The 16,461-nt window shown below is 72.0% G+C and carries 18 protein-coding genes; 11 read left to right on the forward strand and 7 right to left on the reverse strand.

Features of this window, described 5'->3' with window-relative positions; translation table 11 throughout:
- Positions 1–152: 152 nt before the first annotated feature.
- Entirely contained in the window at positions 153–593 is a 441-nt protein-coding gene (locus AC3EUV_RS09495; RefSeq protein ID WP_432141788.1) for a gamma-glutamylcyclotransferase family protein, read from the reverse strand.
- Between the two features lie 122 nt (positions 594–715).
- On the opposite strand from AC3EUV_RS09495, the gene AC3EUV_RS09500 reads away from it, so the two are divergent.
- Positions 716–1,432, forward strand: coding sequence for a SanA/YdcF family protein (locus tag AC3EUV_RS09500; RefSeq protein WP_435602638.1), 717 nt, complete (start codon positions 716–718; stop codon positions 1,430–1,432).
- A 16-nt stretch (positions 1,433–1,448) separates the two neighbouring features.
- On the opposite strand, the gene AC3EUV_RS09505 is transcribed toward AC3EUV_RS09500, so the two are convergent.
- Positions 1,449–2,486, reverse strand: coding sequence for a trypsin-like serine peptidase (locus tag AC3EUV_RS09505; RefSeq protein WP_435602639.1), 1,038 nt, complete (start codon positions 2,484–2,486; stop codon positions 1,449–1,451).
- Between the two features lie 2 nt (positions 2,487–2,488).
- Positions 2,489–2,854, reverse strand: a complete 366-nt coding sequence (cutA, locus tag AC3EUV_RS09510; protein WP_432141678.1) for a divalent-cation tolerance protein CutA — start codon at positions 2,852–2,854, stop codon at positions 2,489–2,491.
- A gap of 324 nt (positions 2,855–3,178) precedes the next feature.
- Here cutA and AC3EUV_RS09515 point away from each other — a divergent pair, with 324 nt between their 5' ends.
- Together AC3EUV_RS09515 and AC3EUV_RS09520 are read left to right on the forward strand one after the other, a co-directional pair.
- A complete protein-coding gene (locus tag AC3EUV_RS09515; protein ID WP_432141677.1) occupies positions 3,179–3,544 on the forward strand; it encodes a cupin domain-containing protein in 366 nt (121 codons plus the stop codon).
- An 83-nt stretch (positions 3,545–3,627) separates the two neighbouring features.
- The gene (locus tag AC3EUV_RS09520) at positions 3,628–4,458 is read left to right on the forward strand and encodes a class I SAM-dependent methyltransferase (RefSeq protein ID WP_435602640.1); all 831 of its coding nucleotides are present in this window, start codon (positions 3,628–3,630) and stop codon (positions 4,456–4,458) included.
- A 113-nt stretch (positions 4,459–4,571) separates the two neighbouring features.
- Here AC3EUV_RS09520 and AC3EUV_RS09525 read toward each other — a convergent pair whose 3' ends face one another.
- Positions 4,572–5,360 (reverse strand): sulfite exporter TauE/SafE family protein, encoded by a 789-nt coding sequence (locus tag AC3EUV_RS09525; protein ID WP_432141675.1) that lies wholly within the window; start codon positions 5,358–5,360, stop codon positions 4,572–4,574.
- Positions 5,361–5,416: 56 nt separating this feature from the next.
- Between AC3EUV_RS09525 and AC3EUV_RS09530 the strand changes: the two genes are divergently transcribed.
- Positions 5,417–6,277: an aldo/keto reductase gene (locus AC3EUV_RS09530; RefSeq protein WP_432141674.1), complete on the forward strand. Its 861-nt coding sequence runs from the start codon at positions 5,417–5,419 to the stop codon at positions 6,275–6,277.
- A gap of 32 nt (positions 6,278–6,309) precedes the next feature.
- Here AC3EUV_RS09530 and AC3EUV_RS09535 read toward each other — a convergent pair whose 3' ends face one another.
- From AC3EUV_RS09535 to AC3EUV_RS09545, 3 genes are all read right to left on the reverse strand, one after another.
- A complete protein-coding gene (locus AC3EUV_RS09535) occupies positions 6,310–6,573 on the reverse strand; it encodes a hypothetical protein (RefSeq protein WP_432141673.1) in 264 nt (87 codons plus the stop codon).
- Positions 6,574–6,648: 75 nt separating this feature from the next.
- Positions 6,649–7,938: a ferredoxin reductase family protein gene (locus tag AC3EUV_RS09540; RefSeq protein ID WP_435602692.1), complete on the reverse strand. Its 1,290-nt coding sequence runs from the start codon at positions 7,936–7,938 to the stop codon at positions 6,649–6,651.
- Between the two features lie 337 nt (positions 7,939–8,275).
- Positions 8,276–8,563, reverse strand: coding sequence for a hypothetical protein (locus AC3EUV_RS09545; protein ID WP_435602641.1), 288 nt, complete (start codon positions 8,561–8,563; stop codon positions 8,276–8,278).
- Between the two features lie 164 nt (positions 8,564–8,727).
- Between AC3EUV_RS09545 and AC3EUV_RS09550 the strand changes: the two genes are divergently transcribed.
- From AC3EUV_RS09550 to AC3EUV_RS09580, 7 genes are all read left to right on the forward strand, one after another.
- Positions 8,728–9,564, forward strand: a complete 837-nt coding sequence (locus AC3EUV_RS09550; RefSeq protein ID WP_432141671.1) for a helix-turn-helix domain-containing protein — start codon at positions 8,728–8,730, stop codon at positions 9,562–9,564.
- Positions 9,561–9,848, forward strand: a complete 288-nt coding sequence (locus AC3EUV_RS09555) for a DUF397 domain-containing protein (RefSeq protein WP_435602642.1) — start codon at positions 9,561–9,563, stop codon at positions 9,846–9,848. The genes AC3EUV_RS09550 and AC3EUV_RS09555 overlap by 4 nt, the downstream gene beginning before the upstream one ends.
- 310 nt (positions 9,849–10,158) lie before the next feature.
- Positions 10,159–11,886, forward strand: coding sequence for an Ig-like domain repeat protein (locus tag AC3EUV_RS09560; protein ID WP_435602643.1), 1,728 nt, complete (start codon positions 10,159–10,161; stop codon positions 11,884–11,886).
- Between the two features lie 219 nt (positions 11,887–12,105).
- Complete coding sequence (locus tag AC3EUV_RS09565; protein WP_432141668.1) at positions 12,106–12,264, forward strand: DUF7196 family protein; 159 nt, start codon at positions 12,106–12,108, stop codon at positions 12,262–12,264.
- 45 nt (positions 12,265–12,309) lie between these two features.
- Positions 12,310–12,597, forward strand: a complete 288-nt coding sequence (locus AC3EUV_RS09570; protein WP_432141667.1) for a DUF1360 domain-containing protein — start codon at positions 12,310–12,312, stop codon at positions 12,595–12,597.
- A gap of 109 nt (positions 12,598–12,706) precedes the next feature.
- The gene (locus AC3EUV_RS09575; protein WP_435602644.1) at positions 12,707–13,387 is read left to right on the forward strand and encodes a DUF899 family protein; all 681 of its coding nucleotides are present in this window, start codon (positions 12,707–12,709) and stop codon (positions 13,385–13,387) included.
- A gap of 944 nt (positions 13,388–14,331) precedes the next feature.
- Positions 14,332–16,332 carry a glycoside hydrolase gene (locus AC3EUV_RS09580; RefSeq protein ID WP_435602645.1) on the forward strand — a complete coding sequence of 667 codons (2,001 nt, stop codon included), beginning with the start codon at positions 14,332–14,334 and terminating at the stop codon, positions 16,330–16,332.
- Positions 16,333–16,461 lie beyond the last annotated feature (129 nt).

The raw sequence follows: 16,461 nt of genomic DNA on the forward strand, positions 1-16,461 counted from the left end.
GTCACACCTGTTCTGCGGTACGGGAAGGGCCCTCGGTACGGGTGGAAGCCCTGGTACGCGAGGGGTCGTCCAGGTTAGCCGGGGCGGGGGCGGCTGCCGCGGCGGCGCCCGGGGGCGGCCGGGTGGCGTGCCCGGGCGGGCTGCGGGGCCGGTCAGCCGGCCGCGGCCCGCGAGGCCGGCCAGTCGCCGCCCTCGATGGGGGTGCCGGTGGCGCGCAGCCGGGCGGCGAGCGGGCCGGCCGCCAGGTAGACCCAGGCCCGTACGGTCCGGCCGTCCGGGCACACGGCCTCGGTGGCCACCCGCTCGTAGAGGTTGTGCGGGTCGCCGGGGGTGTAGCCCTCCAGCCGGTCCAGGACCGCGCACACCGCGTCGTAGTCGGTGTCGCGGGGCCGGACCAGGGCGCCGTGCACCACCGCGGCGGCGGGCCCGGTCGTCGCGTAGGGGTAGCCGGGGCCGTCGTACAGCAGCGCGCCGCCGATGTGGGCCGGTTCCTCGGCCGCGGTCCGGCCGCGCAGGGTCCGGCCGTAGTTGGCCTCGCCGGGCCGCAGCGTCCCGTAGACGAAGAACGGCAGCCGCTCGGGCTCGCGGGTCATGGTGGTGCGGTCCTCTCCGGGCGGGGTGCTCTCTGCCACGATGCCAGGCCCGCGCTGCAACCATCACGGGTGCACCGGGCGTCGGAGCCTGCGAGATCGATCGCGAGCGGACGGGGGCGGGGATGCGCGGGCCGGTACCGGGACTGGTGCGACGAATAGGGAGCAGGGTGCGCCGGCTGCGGCTGCCGCGGACCCGGCGGGGCCGGCGCCGCGTGTTCCAGGCCGTGGTGGCGCTGACGGTGCTCGCGCTGGCGCCCGCGACCTGGATGAACGCGACCGCCGGGCCGCGGGTGCACGGTGTCGCGGACGTCCCGGAGGCGCCGGTGGCCCTCGTCTTCGGCGCGGGCCTGTGGAACGGCGCGCCGTCGCCGTATCTCGCCCACCGGCTGGACGCGGCCGCCGCGCTGTACGAGCGGGGCACCGTCCGCGCGGTCCTGGTCACCGGCGACAACAGCCGGACCGACTACGACGAGCCGGACGCGATGCGCAGCTATCTGCTGCGGCACGGCGTCCCGGCGCGGAAGATCGTCAGCGACTACGCGGGCTTCGACACCTGGGACTCCTGTAGCCGGGCCCACCGGATCTTCGGGGTGAACCGGGCCGTGCTGGTCAGCCAGGGCTTCCACATCCGGCGCGCGCTGGCCCTGTGCAACGCCGCCGGGGTCGACTCCGACGGCGTCGGGGTGGCCGCCAAGCACGATGTGACCTGGGCGTACGGCGGGGTGCGGGAGATCTTCGCGGCCGGGAAGGCGGCGGCGGACGCGCTGCTGCGGCCCGATCCGCAGTTCCTCGGGCCGCAGGAGAAGGGGGTGACGGAGGCGCTGGCGGACGCAGGTTAGCGCCTCCGTCGGAGGGTCACTTCTCGGCCGCGCGGGCGTACAGGTTGAGGATCTTCGTCCCGAAGTACGGGCTGTAGGAGATCCGGTCGGCGTCCGGGCCCTTCGGGCCGCCGCCGTTGAGGCCGCCGATCACGCCGATGACCCGGCCGGTCCCGCTGTCCTCGTTGAAGTCGCTCAGCCAGGGGCTGCCGGAGGTCCCGCCGTAGAACCCGCCGCATTCCATGCGCAGTTCACGGGTGCCGGTCAGCCGGCCGGTGCGGGTCGCGCAGCGTACGGCCCGGTCCTCCGGGTCGTTGCGGACGTTCGGGTAGCCGATGACGGTGACGTCGTTGGTGTAACCGGGCGTCGGGGAGAGGGTGTTGCCGCCGGTGACCTCTTCGAGGGTGCGGTCGTCCTCGTCGGGGGCGACGGTGGCGAAGGCGAAGTCGAGGTCCGCTCCGGCGCCGGTGGTGCCGCGCCCGGGGTAGGCGAAGGTGTCCTCGATCGCCCATACCCCGTGCGGCTGGGTGGCCGCGCCGGAACGATACTGCGGGACGAACGCGGCACGGGTCCCCGGATTGCAGTGCCCGGCGGTGAGGATGAGGTTGCCGTGCGGGCTGTGCACCACGCTGGCGGTGCAATGGTGTGCCTTGGAGTCCCCGTCGACGGAGAACAGCACACCGACGGACGGGATGCCGTTGAAGTGCCGGGCGGTGCGGGCGGCGCGGGCCGCGGCGGCGGTCCCCTTCGGCGCGGCGGACCGGGTCGTGGCCGCGGTCGGGGTGGGGGCCTCGGGCCGGGCCGGGGTGTCGCTGCCGGCCGGTGCGGCGGCCGCCATCCGGTCGGGCGTCCAGTAGTCGGCGGCGTCCCGGCTGGTCCAGGTCGCGTCGGGGCTGGGGGTGCCGTCGCCCGGTGCCGCGTGCCGGGCCTCGTTGACGGCGTGGCCGACGGTCGCGGTGGCCAGGCACACCGTCACTCCGGCCACCGCCGCCGCGGCCCTGATCCAGCGCTTCCGGGTGGGCCGCGCCCGGTCAACTCGGGTCGTGGCGCCGGGTTCGGTGGTGTCGCGCTCCATGGTCAGCTCGTCTCCTCTGCGACCCAGGACAGATAGCCGGTGCCACCGCGGGTGATGGGGGTGGCGATGATCTCGGGGGTGTCGTAGTCGTGCGCGTCGAGGAGATAGGCCGCCAGCGCCTCGTAGCGTGCGTCGGCCGTCTTGAACAGCACCTGCCACTCCTGGCTGGCCTCGACCGCGTCGTCCCAGCGGTACACCGAGGTCACCGGCGCGCTGATCTGCGCGCAGGCGGCGAGCCGGCCCTCGATCGCCCCGCGCGCCAGCTTCCGGGCCTTGGTCTCGCTGTCGGTGGTCGTCATGACGGTCAGGAATCCGGTCTGCCGCCCGGTGGAGTCGGGCGGGTTGTTCGGGGCAGTCGGGTCGGCCACGGGTGCGCATCCTTCACGGTGGGGGGCGGGAGGGAACGGACGGGACGGTGGGGCCGCTTCGGCCGGGCGGACCGGCCGGCGGCAGGGGTCCGTGGCGTGGCCGAGCGGACTCGGCGACGCCACGGACCGCCTCGCATCGTACGGACCGGATGATCATCCCGTAAGTGACCGGCCCGCCCCACGGCGGTATGCACCCGGACGCCGTCCGCCCCCGCCCGCCGGGCTCCGAGGGCCGGGGCGGGCTCCCCGGTTGCGTCCCCCCGTGCACCGGCAACGATGGAAAGGGCAGCCCAACCGCCGGTCCGTACGCGAAAGGCCAGCATCATGGACGATCTCGATGCGCTCGCCCGCCAGCAGCTCGACGAGGCCAGGGTCTCCACGCACGGGCGCAGTGCCCGGCTCTTCCTCCACGACGACCGGCTGCGGCAGACCGTGATCGCGCTGGTCGCGGGCGCCGCGCTGGACGAGCACAACGCGCCCCCGGCGGCGAGCCTGCAAGTCCTGCGGGGGCGGGTCCGGCTGACCGGGGCGGGCGGCGGCCAGGAGTTGATGACCGGTCAGGTCGCCATGACGCCGCGCGAGCGGCACGGTCTGCTGGCCGTGGAGGACTCGGCGGTGCTGCTGACCGCCGTCACGGAGATACCGGCCGGGGCGCGCCCCGCGCCCCTGGCGGGGGCGGACCCGCGCTAGCGCGGGGGCAGCCCGCGCCTCCTCCACAGTCTCCGGAATTCTGAGTCTTCACATTTTTCTGAATCTTAAGTACTCTGTACTTCATGATCAGTCCTCGTACCGACCCGCGCCCCCAGGTGCATCTGACCGAGGAGAAGGAAACCCTTCTCGCCACGCTCTACGGCCGCGCGGTCGACAGCCGCGCGAAGGATCCGATCCTCGGCGACACCACCGCCGCCGAGACCGTGCGGCGGCTCGACTACGACTTCGGAAAGATGCGGCTGAGCCCCGGCAAAGCGGCCGCGGTCGCGCTGCGCGCCCGGCAGTTGGACGTCTGGACCGCGCGCTTCCTCGACCGGCACGAGGAGGCGACGGTGGTGCATCTGGGCTGCGGCCTCGACAGCCGCGTCCAGCGTCTCGACCCGGGGCCGGGGGTGCGGTGGTTCGACATCGACTACCCCGAGGTCATCGAGCTGCGGCGGCAGCTCTACCCGGAGCGCACGGGCTACACGGCCATCCCGTCGTCCGTGACCGACCCGGCGTGGGTGGCGCGGATTCCCACGGACCGGCCGGCGATGATCGTGGCCGAGGGGCTGCTGATGTATCTGACCGAGGAGGACGGCACGGCGCTGCTGCGGCGGCTGATGGACCGGGTGCCGAGCGGTGAGCTGGCCTTCGACGCCTTCAGCAGGTTCGCGATCCGCGCCCAGTGGCTCAACCGCGTCGTGGTGAAGGCCGGCGCGCGGCTGCACTGGGGTACGGACGCCGCGGGGATCGCGGCGCTGAGCCCGAAGCTGGAGATCGTCGAGAACATCAGCGCCCTGGAGATCCCCGGCATCGAGAAGCTGTCGGCGGGCAGCCGGCTGGCGGCCCGCATGGTGGCGAAGCTGCCCGGGGTGCGGGACATGGGGCGGATGTACCACTGCCGGTTCTGAGGGGGCGGGGGCGGCCGGCCGGGCCTACGGCGCCGACCTGGCGGAGGGGGCCCCACGGGGGTGGGCCCCCGAACCAGGCCGGGCCACCGGCCACCGCCGGCCCGCCCGCCCCGTCAGGCCGCCAGCCACTGGTCGTAGCCCAGCTTGCACAGCAGCGCGACGACCACGACCACCAGCACGCCGCGGACGAAGCCGACGCCGCGCTTGAGGGCCATCCGGGCGCCCACCATGCCGCCGGTGAAGTTGAACAGGGCGAGCAGGGCGCCCAGTTGCCACAGCACGGTGCCCTGGATCGCGAACATCGTCAGTGCGCCGATATTGGTGCAGGAATTGACGACCTTGGCGGTGGCGGAGGCGGTGACCAGGTCCATGTGCAGCACTGCGGCGAGCGCGATGATCAGGAACGCCCCGGTCCCGGGCCCGATCAGCCCGTCGTAGAAGCCGATGCCCAGACCCGCGATGAGAATGGCCGCCAGGACGCGCTGCCGGGAGACCGGCCCCGAAGGCGCGGGGGCGGTCCCGAAGGCGGGCCGGAGCAGGATGAACACCAGCACCCCCAGCAGGACGGCCATGATCATCGGACGCAGCACCGCACTGTTGATCCCGGCCGCGAAGAACGCCCCGGCCAGCGAACCGGCGACCGCGGCGAGGCCGATGCGCAGCGCCGTCCGGACATCGATCGGGGTCTTGCGGACGTAGGTGACCGCGGCCGCGGTGGTGCCCACGATGGCGGTGGACTTGTTGGTCCCCAGTACGTACGCGACCGGGGCGTGCGGCAGACCGACCAGCAGCGCGGGGAGCAGCAGCAGTCCGCCACCGCCCACCACGGCGTCGATCCAGCCCGCCGCGAGCGCGGCCAGGCAGAGCAGGGTCAGAGTGAAGAGTGATATGTCAGGAGGCACCGGCTGATCTTATGAACCGGCCGTCACCTACGGGACGGCCCTTAGACTCCGAATGCATGGATGCAGACACTGTGTTGGCCGATTTCTCCCTCGGCGGGGAGCTGCCGGTCCGGCGGCTCGGCCTCGGCACCGGCGGGCTCGTCGGCCCCGGCTACTGGGGCCCCCGGCACGACGATCCGCGGCACTCCGTCGCACTGCTGCGCCGCGCCGTCGAGCACGGCGTCACGCTGATCGACACCGCCGACAACTACGGCCCGGACGTGGCCGAGGAGCTGGTGGCCCGCGCCCTGCATCCGTATCCCGAGGGGCTGGTGATCGCGACGAAGGGCGGGGTGGTCCGTACCGGCCCGGACGTCTGGCACCTCGCGGGGCGCCCCGAGCAGCTGCGCGCCGGCTGCGAGGCGAGCCTGCGCCGGCTGCGCACCGACACCCTCGGCCTCTACCAGCTGCACCGGCTCGACCCGGACGTGCCGATGACCGATCAGCTGGGCGCGCTGCTGGACCTCCAACGGGAGGGAAAGATCCGGCACATCGGCCTGGACTCCATCGACGCGGCCGAGCTGACCCGGGCCCGGGAGATCGCCCCCATCGCGTCGGTGCAGAACCGCTACAACCTGCTGGACCGTGCCGCCGAGGACGTCCTGGAGCTGTGCGAGAAGCACGGCATCGCGTTTCTGCCGTGGTTCCCGCTGGGCAACGGCGCCCTGACCGGTGCCGCGGGCGCGGCCCTCACCGCCGTCGCCGCCCGGCACGGCGCGACCACCGGCCAGATCGCCCTCGCCTGGCTGCTGCACCACTCCCCCGTCCTGCTCCCCACTCCGGGTACCGGCTCCCCCGCCCACCTCGACGAGAACCTGGCGGCGGGCCGGATCGCCCTGACGGAGGGGGACTTGGGGGAGTTGGAGGCGTCGGCATAGGGCGCCTGGGGACGCGGGCCCGACTGCGGACTTCACGGTGCCGCGCGGAACGGTGCCGACGGCGAGCCGACCGGCGCCGAGGCCGTGCTGACCAGCGTGACAAAGCCGCCGCTCGGCTGCTCGGGAAGGTTGTACCCGGCCGGTGTCCGGTCCGGGGAGACCGGGGCGTCCGGGGTGATCGTCCGGGACACCAGGGTGGCGGTGAGCGCGCTCGCCCCCACCAGGCAGGCGGCGAGCTGACGGCGGGCCCACACGGTGACGGCCGGGACGGTGTGCGGTTTGCGGTGTCGGGCCATGAGGGTGACTTCCTTGCGGGTCGGGACGGCGGTCGGGGACAGCGGGGCGGGCTGGTGGCGGGCCGGCGAGGGCTCTCAGAAGGTGAACTGCTCGGAGTGAATGCGGTCGGCCGGCACCCCGGCCCGTTCCAGGGCGGCGGCCGCGGCCGTGGACATGCCGGGCGGGCCGCACAGGTAGACGTCGTGCAGCGCCAGGTCCGGGACGAGGTTGCGCAGGGCTTGGGGCGCCAGCGGATCGAAGGGGCCGTCGGACGGGCCGAGGAGGTAATGCAGCGCCGCGCCACGGGCCGCGGCGATCTCCTCCAGCTCCTCCCGCAGCACCAACTGCGCGGCGTTGCCCGCCCGGTAGAGGAGCGTGAGATCCCCGGGCTCACCCGGCAGGGTCTCGAAGAGCGCCCGCATCGGCGTGATCCCGACGCCGCCGGCGAGCAGCAGCACCTTGCGCCGGGTGCGCCGGTGTGCGGTCAGCGCGCCGAACGGGCCGGTGGCCACCACGCGTACGCCCGGCCGCAGCCGGCGGATCCGGCGGGTGTGGTCGCCGCACGCCTTCACGGTGATCCGCAGGGTGTCGTCACGCACGGGTGCGGAAAGCGAGAAGGGCAGGGCCGTCCGCCACAGCCGCCGGGACAGGAACCGCCAGCGGAAGAACTGTCCCGGCTCGGCCCGCAGCGCGTCCAGACCCAGGCCCCGCATGACGACCGAGACCACGTCCGGCCCCTCGACCCGCACCTCGGTCACCCGCAGGCCGTGCCGCAGCGCCTGACGTGCGGGAACGACCAGGCGGTACCAGACCAGCAGGGTGCCGACGGTGGTGTGCAGCAGCGTCCACAGCCAGCCGGCGAACGCGCCGCCGGCCAGATCCGGGCCGGCGAGCTGGTGGGCGAAGGCCAGGGCGGCGCCCACGTAGGTCAGCAGATGGACGGCGCGCCAGGTCTCATGGCGTACCCGGCGGCGGACCGTACGGGCCGAGGTGACGCCGACGGCGACGAGCAGCGCGGTGCCGACGGCGGCCGCGGCCAGCCCCGGGTAGCCCATCAGGTCGACGGTGGCGTCGAGGACATCGGTGCCGGTGTGGACGGCGTAGCCGCACAGCGCGAAGGCGGTGTGGGCGAAGCACAGGGTGAGGACATGGCGGCCGCCGAGCGCGTGCCAGCGGGCCAGCCGGTCGGCGCCGACGCCGTGTTCGATGGCCGGGACCCGGGCCATCAGCAGCAGCATCACCAGGATTCCGTAGCCCGCGAGCAGTCCGGTGAGATGGGCCAGGGTGGCGAACAGCGCGTCGAGCCGCACCGAGGGCTCGGCCTGCGCCAGCCACAGCCCCACGATCACCACCGCACCGAGGCCCAGCACCCGCAGCAGGGTCATGGGCGAGAGGCGCAGCGGAGGCGCGGGCACGGGAGCCCTGCGGGGCGCGTAGTCCGGCTGGGGCGGCAGGTACCGGGGGCTGAGCCGCGAGTACAGCGGGTGGGTGGGCGGCGGGTCGGCGGGGCCCGTAGGCGGGGCGCCAGGGCCGGGTGCGCCGCCCGGCGCGTACCCGTCGCTGAGGCCGGCGTGGATCGTCACGGCGTCGAAAATACGGCCGCTCGGTGGCCGGAAACAGCAGGTCAGGGCCTCTGCGCAGATCCTTAAGGCGGCCTTGAGGGTCCGCTGACCGGCGGTTAAGAACCGCGGGTTCCGCGGGGCGCCTCCGGCGCCGGGCTCCTCACCCCAACAACTCGGCCAGCCGGGCGCCCCGGCTCTCCGCGACGCGGTGCACATCGGCGAGCGCGGCGGTCAAGTCCTCGGCCAGGAGGTGGATTTCGCCCGGCGTCCAGCGCCGTCCGGCGAGCACGGCCCGCGCCTCTCCGATGAGTTCGGCAGCGGAACCGAGCTGCGTCGCCTCGATGGTGTCGGCGGTGCGGGACACGAAACCGGTCCCGTCGCCCGCGACATAGCACGGCTTTCCGTCGGGGCTCGACCAGGGCAGAAGCCGTGGGGTGGATTCGGTCATCTCGCGAACTCCCTAGCTGTCTTCGGTGGCTGTCTTTGGTAACTGGATGTAGCCAATTGGTCACCTGGACACGTGTCGGGCAATAGGGTCGGAGTGCTTGAAGCGGCCGTGCGCAAGTCTGCGACGTGCCGCACTACCGGCACGCACCCATATGCCGAGAGGTCATGGCGTTGGACGAAACGACCCCGCCCGAGCACTTGAATCCGCTACAGCGCTTCGGGCGCGACATCAAACAGGTACGACTGGCCCGCAAACTCACCCAGAAGCAACTGGGCAAGGCCACCGGCTACTCCGAGGGCTACGTCAGCAAGGTCGAATCCGGCACACTCCTGCCCCGCCCCAGCGAGAAGTTCGCCAAGGGCTGCGATCTCACGTTCGGGACGGGGGAGTTGTTCGCGGGGTTGCTGCGGAGGATCGATGAGGGAGACCACCCGAGCTGGTTCTTCCCGTATCTGCATCTGGAGCGGAAGGCTGCGCGGATACTGGACTACTCGGCGAGTCTGGTGATGGGCATCCTCCAGACCGAGGCCTACGCGTGGGCAGTCTTCCGAGCGTCACATCCACGCGAGGATGCGGAGCTACTCGAAGGCCGAGTCTCCGCCCGCCTGCGCCGTCGTGAAATCTTCGAGGGAGAGGACCCACCGCTGCTGTGGGTCATCCTTCACGAGACATGCCTGCGGACGGTCGTCGGCGACGATGAGGTCATGGCCGAACAGCTCGAATATCTGCTCACGGCGGCCAACTCACCTCACATTGACCTCCAAGTCCTGCCGTTCTCCGCAGGAGCTCCTGGGGTGCACACGAGGCCGTTCACCATACTGACCTTCGCCAAGTTCCCTACGGTGCTTTACGCAGACGGCCCGCAAGGCGGCAAGCTGTACGACTCTGCCCAGACAGTCTCGTTGCACCTCGACAGCTACGATCGGCTGAGGGCACATGCACTGTCCCCCGGCGATTCAGTGGCCCTCATCAAGTCCCTGGCAAAGGAGTACAGATCATGAGCGCTGACCTCGACCTCACGAACACCGAGTGGCTCAAGTCGTCCTACAGCGACGGCAGCGGCGGGGACTGCGTCGAGTTCACGCGCGACTTCACCTGGCTCAAGTCCTCGTACAGCGACGGCGACGGCGGCCAGTGCCTCGAATTCTCCCGCGCCCTCACCGAACCCCACGGCCTCGTCCCCGTCCGTGACAGCAAGGACCCGGACGGCCCGGCGCTCATATTCCCCGCGGGCGGCTGGTCCTCGTTCGTCTCGGCCGTCAAGCGCGGGCAATTCACCGCCTGACGGGCGTCTCCGTGCACGGGAGTACTTGAGGCGCGGTGTCGGTACCCGCCATGGATACGCGCTGCGCCATCCGGGCTAACCCGGTCGTCAACTATGGCGTGTCGTGCTGGCGGTCCCTTGAATCGGTGCTACCGACGGTGGGGTGCCCATCCCCTGGCGGGGGACCATGGACGGCTGCTGGTGTGATGCGGTTCCGTCGTGTTCTTCAGGGCACCCCCGACAGGTGAGCGCGCCAGGACAGTTGCCTGCCCTCCGGCGTGCCACAGCCCCCCACCTCCGCATACGGAGCCTTCGAAAGGGGCTGTCCAGCATGGCACTCGTTCTCACACTCACCCCGTCAACCGTCTTGGCGGGCCAGACCTTCCAAGCCGCTGTCACCGGGGCGGTGGCAGGTGAGGCGATCACCTTCACCTACGACGGAGCGACCCCCCAGACCGTTATCGCTGACGCCATGGGCAACGCGAGCGCCACGTTCACCGCGACCACAACGGACGTGGTGGTCGCCGCCGGCCCCACCAGTGGCGCCTCCTCCGTGACGCTGACCGTCACCGAGCCGGAGAACTGTGTCGTCACGGTGACGGCGACGCCGACCAACCCGACCGCGGGCCAGCCGGTCACCGTGACCGCCACCGTCACCTGCGGCGGCGTACCTGTCGAAGGCGCGACGGTCCTCTTCGCCACCACAAGCGGCTCTCTCGGCGTCGGCGTCACCTCGGCCGCCGGACAGGCCAGCGTCACCACCAGCGCGCTGCCCACCGGCGTCAACGTCGTCACCGCCACGGTCACCGCCGCCAACACCACCTGCACCTGCGTCGGCGTCTCCGCCACCGCGACCGTCACCGTCACCGCGCCGCAGAGCTGCGTGGTCACCCTGTCGGCGACACCGACCAACCCGTCCGCCGGTCAGCCGGTCACCGTCACCGCCACCGTCACCTGCGGCGGCGCCCCCGTAGCCGGCGCCACCGTCCTCTTCACCACCACCAGCGGCTCCCTCGGCGTCGGCGTCACCTCGGCCGCCGGACAGGCCAGCGTCACCACCAGCGCGCTGCCCACCGGCGTCAACGTCGTCACCGCCACCGTCACCGCCGCCAACACCACCTGCACCTGCGTCGGCGTCTCGGCGACGGCCACCGTCACCGTCACCGCGCCGCAGAGCTGCGTGGTCACCCTGTCGGCGACACCGGCCAACCCCGCCCCGGGCCAGCCGGTCACCGTCACCGCCACCGTCACCTGCGGCGGCGCCCCGGTGGCAGGCGCGACCGTGCTCTTCAGCACCACCGGCGGGCCGCTGGGGATCGGCGTGACCAACGCGGTCGGCCAGGCCAGCGTGACCACCAGCACCCTGCCGGCCGGGGCCACCGTCGTCACCGGCACCGTGATCGCCGGCACCAGCGCCTGCACCTGCGTCGGCGTCTCCGGCACCACGACCGTGAACGTCCCCCCGGCGCAGAGCTGCGTGATCACCCTGTCGTTCACCCCGGCCCGGCCGACCGCGGGCCAGCCGGTCACCGTCACCGCCACCGTCACCTGCGGCGGCGCCCCCGTAGCCGGCGCGGTCGTGCTGTTCAGCACCACCGGCGGCCCCCTGGGCATCGGCCTCACCAACGCCGCCGGCCAGGCCAGCGTGACCACCAGCAGCCTGCCGGCCGGCAGCACCGTCGTCACGGCCACCGTGCTCGCCGGCACCAGTGCCTGCACCTGCGTCGGTGTCTCCGGCACGGGGACGGTGACCGTGGGCGTGGGGAGCGGTTTCACGGCGCACCCGGCCTGCTACACGGTCAGCTTCCCCCCGGTGCCCTGGGCCTTCGCAACGGCCACGTTCAGCGCCAGCGGCGCGACTCCGGGCGCGCTGGTCACCTTCCACCTGGGCGGCGCCAACGGGCCGGTGGTGTGCACCGCCACCGCCGACGCGAGCGGCAACGCCAGCTGCACGGCCACCCTCAACATCGGGCAGGTGCTGTTCGCCACCTACACGGCGACCACCAACGGCGCCAGTGGGCCGCTCCAGTCGTCCAGCAGCCTGGGCATCTGCACCTGACGCCCTCCCCGGCGCGTGCACCGCACGGCCGGTAACAGAACGCCGCGCGGCTGAAGCGGCGCGCACACCCCCGGGCTGACGAGCCCCGGCGAAGCAGCCGTCCCCCGTAACGCAACTACGGGGGACGGCTGCGGGCCCAAGACAGGCCCGGGGACATCCTCCCCACACCGGCCGGGCCGTATCGGCCCGCCTCGCGAAACGTCACTCAAGGAGCGGACCATGGGCTGCAATTGCGGCGGCGGTGCCCGTACGGGCGTCACCCTCTACCAGTTGACTCTGCCGGACGGCACGGTGCGCCTGTTCTACACCTGGCAAGAGGCCGAGGCGGCCAACCAACGGGCCGGCGGCATCGGCACCATCACCGTCATCACTCAATAAGGGACCGCCCCGCGCCCGCGCGGTGACAGGGTGGAGGTGGAGTGCATGAGCCTTCCGGAGTTTCTGCTGTCCCTCGGCGCCACGTGCCGGCTCACCAGATTCGTCACCAAGGACACCCTCGCGGCGGGGTTCCGCTCCTGGGTGGCCGACCGCTTCGGCGATGACTCCAAACCGTCGTACCTGGTCAGCTGTAGCTGGTGTACGAGCGTGTGGGTGGCCTCCGCGATGGCCCTGCTCACGCACTGGGCCGGCGGGACCACCGCGCTCCAGGTCACCACAATGGCCCTGTCGCTCTCCTACCTCGCCGGGCTCGCCTCCCGGTGGCTCGACTGAGCGGCCCGTCGCCGCGTGGCGGGGCGCGGGCCCTGAGCCGACAATGAGGGGCAGAGCGGACGGTGGCCAGGGACCGCGGCTGCCCGCCGCAGTCGTCCAGGAGGTGGCAATGCGCCAGACCCAACTCACCAGGGAGTCGACCGCATACGCCGACGCCCGTGAGGAGCTGCGGCAGGCCGAGATCGAGCTGATGCGCCGGCGCGAACGGGTCGCCGAACTGCGCCGGGGGCTGCCGCCGGGCCCCGTCGTGGACGACTACGTCTTCGAGGAGGGTCCCGCGGATCTGCACGCCGGGGACGCCCCGGCGCGGTCCGTCCGGCTCAGCGAGCTGTTCAGCGGGCCCGGCCGGGACCTGATCGTCTACCACTTCATGTTCGGCAAGCAGCAGAAGCAGGCCTGCCCCATGTGCACGATGTGGATCGACGGCTTCAACGGGATCGCCCACCACCTCACCCAGAACGCCGACTTCGCCATCGTCGCCGCGGCCGGGCTGCCGGTGCTGCGGGCGTACGCGCGCGACCGTCAGTGGACGAATCTGCGGCTGCTCAGCGCCGCGGGCAACACCTTCAAGTACGACCTGGGCAGCGAGGACACCGACGGCAACCAGGACTCGACGGTGTCGGTCTTCACCCGCGACGACACCGGATCGCTGCGCCACTTCTACTCGGCGCACCCCCGTATGGCCGACGACATCGACCAGCGCGGCATCGACCTGCTCACGCCGGTGTGGCATCTGCTCGATCTCACGCCCCAGGGGCGCGGGGAGTGGTTCCCGGCGCTGCGGTATTAGGTGTTGGTCCGGTGCGCCCTGCGGATATCAACCGGCCGTAGCAGAAGATGAATTCGGCCATCAGCCTCTTCCCCCGTCTGGCTCTGCCAATGCCCTGCTACGGTGATCATTCTTCGCTGTCCGTGCGTGGGCACGACGGCGAGACGCGAGAGCCTTGGCCGGCAGAAGAGGACCCCGTATCTCGGATGCGGCATGTTCTGGTGAATGCTCTCGGATTCCGGTGCCGATCCAACTCGCTTTGCCAAGTTCGCGCATGACCGGCGTGAACTCGGCGGGGAAGCCGCGCCGGGAAGAATCAACTCGGGGAAGCTCCATGCACGAAAAGAGGGGAAATTCCATGCGTGACAAGAAGTGCACGAACCACCGAGGCGGAGCGCTGCGCCGTACGGCTGCCGCCGCATCTCTGACCCTGCTTATGGGGGCTCTGCCGGTGGCTCTCGCGACGCCTGCCTCGGCGTCCCCAGGAGCATGTGCGAGTTACCTGGCCGCGAAGGGCTACAAGGTCGGCCCGTGGGTGAAGAAGGCATGTGCCAGGGGGACGGGCCCCGCGGGCACGCCGGGCCAGCATGCATGTTGGTCCATGCTGGTGGAGCTCGGAGTCAAGGGCGACCACGCAGTAGACGCCTGCTACCGGGCGCGCTGATCGGCTTCATAGCTGACGTGACGCCACAGCACCCCAGCCTCGGCCGGGAGTGCGGCGAAGAGCGGGCGGCGCTGAACTCAGCGGAGCGTGATGCTCCGGACGGAGCGGCACGACAGCGCTGAGAAGACCCATCAGCCCCAACGGTCGTCCTCGAACAGCAGGCTCCCGGGACTAAGTCCCGGGAGCCTGCTGCGCATTCCGCCTCTGCGGCCCGGCGCAGGGGCTCCTCATCTCCTCCCGCGGACTCGCCACATGAGGCGCTTCTTAGAACCCTCTTAAGACCTGGGACTATCCAGTCCCCATGACATCCGAAGTTCTCCAGTCCCCCAAAGCCACCGGCCGTCGCCGGACCGCCACCCGTGTGCTCGCTGCCTCCCTCGCCCTCACCGCGACCACCTTCGGGGTGGCCGGCTGTGACAGTGCCGCCGCCGGCACGCTGGAGGGCAGCCGGCTCGAACTGCCCGTGTCCGGTGGCACGGCCGTGGTCGACACCGCCTCGCTTGCGGTCACCGCGCAGACGGGCGGCAGACGGGCGCTGGTGCTGTCCGGTCCGGCGGGCGGCGGGCTCGGGAAGCCGGGGCCGGTGACGCGTACGGCCCACGGGGCGCGCTGGAGTTACCCCGCCAAGGGGCTGGAGGTGACGGCCGGTTCGGAGCGCGGACGGCTGCGGATCAAGCTGCGGGCGAACCGCGACGGGTCGGTCAGCTGGCCGGTGACCGGTACCGACCGGGCCGCCGCCGCCCTGCAACTGCCGCGCGGCGAGGGGCTGGACGTGCCGGTGCGGGACGCGTTCTGGAACTCCAGTGCGCCGAAGGGCGGGCTGGCCGGCAGCACCCTCGACATGGGTGAGGGCCTGGCGCTCCCGCTGTGGGGCTACTCCATGGGGGCGGCCGGCGTCAGCTACCTCACCCCCACCGACCTCGGCACCTCGCTGAAGTTCGCCTCCACCGGCGGACGGCTGCGCACCACGGCCGAGCACGCCTTCGACGCCGGTGAGGGCACCCGCGACTACGAGGTCTCCTTCGCCCTCACCGACGGCAACCCGGTCGCCCCCGCCGCCGACTACCGCTCCTACCTCGCCCAGCGCGGACAGCTCGGCAGCCTGCGCCGGAAGATCCGGCAGAACCCGGCCAACGGCAAGCTGCTCGGCGCATTCCACGCCTATGTGTGGGGCGATGCGCGGACCGCCGCCGGGGTGGACAAGCTGAAGAAGCTGGGCGTGGACCGGATGTGGCTCGGGTACGACGCCGGTCCTGGCCCGATGAACGCCGCGGCGGTGCGGGCCGCCAAGAAGGCGGGCTACCTCGTCGGCCCGTACGACACCTTCGCCAACGGGCAGGACCCGAAGACCGCCGACAGCCCCACCTCGGTCTGGCCCGGCCGGGTCTACCCCGACTTCTGTATACGGAAGGCGGACGGCACCCCGGAGACCGGGTTCGGGGGCCGCGGCTGCTACCTCAGCTCCCGCGCCTTCGAGAAGGCCGAGCCGGGCAAGCGCTACCTCGCCGACCGCACCCGCACGATGGTCGCCAACGGGGCTGACAGCTACTTCCTGGACGTGGACGCGACCGGTGAGGTGTTCCGCGACCACGGCAAGGGCCATGAGATGACCAAGGCCGGTGACCGCGAGATGCGGCTCGCACGGATGCGGCGGCTGTCCCGGAACCTCGTCCTCGGCTCGGAGTCCGCGCAGGGCTGGGCCAACAAGGTGCTGGCCTACGACCATGGCTCGGGCACCCCGGCCGCCGACGGTCTGTGGAAGCTGGAGCGCGACAAGAAGACCTGGGGCGGCTACTTCCCGGAGAAGGCCCCGGGCGCCTTCTTCAAGCCGGTGAAGCTGCCCGCCGAACTGGCCACCGCCATGTACGACCCCAAGTACCGCGCACCGCTCTACGAGACCGCGCTGCACGGTTCGCTGGTCAACGCCGAGCGCTGGGAGCTGTCGTACGAGAAGCTGCCCGGGCAGAAGACCGACCGGGCGCTGCTGGCGATGCTCTACAACACCCCGCTCAACTACGTCCTCGACGGCCCGACGCTCGACAGGAACGGGCCTGAGATGGCCGCGCTCCAGAAGTACTTCTCGCCGCTGCACCGCGCGGCCGGCACCGAGCGGCTGACCTCGTTCCGGTGGCTGTCCGGGGACCGCAGCGTGCAGCGCACGGTCTTCGGCGACGGCACGCTGACCGTCACCGCCAACTTCGGCAGCCGCACCCACGAGGGTCTGCCGGGCGGCTGTGTGGACGCCAGGCTGCGCACCGACGACAAGCCGCGGCGGCTGTGCCCGGCACAGCCGCAGGGCTGACCGGCCGGTCAGCCCGACCCTTAGGGGCAAGGGGCGGGCCCTGCCACGGCGGGCCCGCCCTCACACGGCGGCCCGCCCGCCACTGAGGGCAGCGTTCCGCCCGGGAAACAGAGCAGATGCGGGCGGGTA

Source organism: Streptomyces sp. bgisy130 (genome assembly GCF_057708345.1).

Bases quoted from the DNA above. Each gene is read 5' to 3' on its own strand.
- AC3EUV_RS09555 (WP_435602642.1), top strand. From the start codon at position 9,561: ATGAGCGCTGACCTCGACCTCACGAACACCGAGTGGCTCAAGTCGTCC.
- AC3EUV_RS09500 (WP_435602638.1), top strand. From the start codon at position 716: ATGCGCGGGCCGGTACCGGGACTGGTGCGACGAATAGGGAGCAGGGTG.
- AC3EUV_RS09535 (WP_432141673.1), bottom strand. From the start codon at position 6,573: ATGGCCCGACACCGCAAACCGCACACCGTCCCGGCCGTCACCGTGTGG.
- AC3EUV_RS09560 (WP_435602643.1), top strand. From the start codon at position 10,159: ATGGCACTCGTTCTCACACTCACCCCGTCAACCGTCTTGGCGGGCCAG.
- AC3EUV_RS09575 (WP_435602644.1), top strand. From the start codon at position 12,707: ATGCGCCAGACCCAACTCACCAGGGAGTCGACCGCATACGCCGACGCC.
- AC3EUV_RS09520 (WP_435602640.1), top strand. From the start codon at position 3,628: ATGATCAGTCCTCGTACCGACCCGCGCCCCCAGGTGCATCTGACCGAG.
- AC3EUV_RS09495 (WP_432141788.1), bottom strand. From the start codon at position 593: ATGACCCGCGAGCCCGAGCGGCTGCCGTTCTTCGTCTACGGGACGCTG.
- AC3EUV_RS09550 (WP_432141671.1), top strand. From the start codon at position 8,728: ATGGCGTTGGACGAAACGACCCCGCCCGAGCACTTGAATCCGCTACAG.
- AC3EUV_RS09570 (WP_432141667.1), top strand. From the start codon at position 12,310: ATGAGCCTTCCGGAGTTTCTGCTGTCCCTCGGCGCCACGTGCCGGCTC.
- AC3EUV_RS09530 (WP_432141674.1), top strand. From the start codon at position 5,417: ATGGATGCAGACACTGTGTTGGCCGATTTCTCCCTCGGCGGGGAGCTG.
- AC3EUV_RS09505 (WP_435602639.1), bottom strand. From the start codon at position 2,486: ATGGAGCGCGACACCACCGAACCCGGCGCCACGACCCGAGTTGACCGG.
- AC3EUV_RS09545 (WP_435602641.1), bottom strand. From the start codon at position 8,563: ATGACCGAATCCACCCCACGGCTTCTGCCCTGGTCGAGCCCCGACGGA.
- AC3EUV_RS09540 (WP_435602692.1), bottom strand. From the start codon at position 7,938: ATGACCCTGCTGCGGGTGCTGGGCCTCGGTGCGGTGGTGATCGTGGGG.
- AC3EUV_RS09565 (WP_432141668.1), top strand. From the start codon at position 12,106: ATGGGCTGCAATTGCGGCGGCGGTGCCCGTACGGGCGTCACCCTCTAC.
- AC3EUV_RS09580 (WP_435602645.1), top strand. From the start codon at position 14,332: ATGACATCCGAAGTTCTCCAGTCCCCCAAAGCCACCGGCCGTCGCCGG.
- AC3EUV_RS09515 (WP_432141677.1), top strand. From the start codon at position 3,179: ATGGACGATCTCGATGCGCTCGCCCGCCAGCAGCTCGACGAGGCCAGG.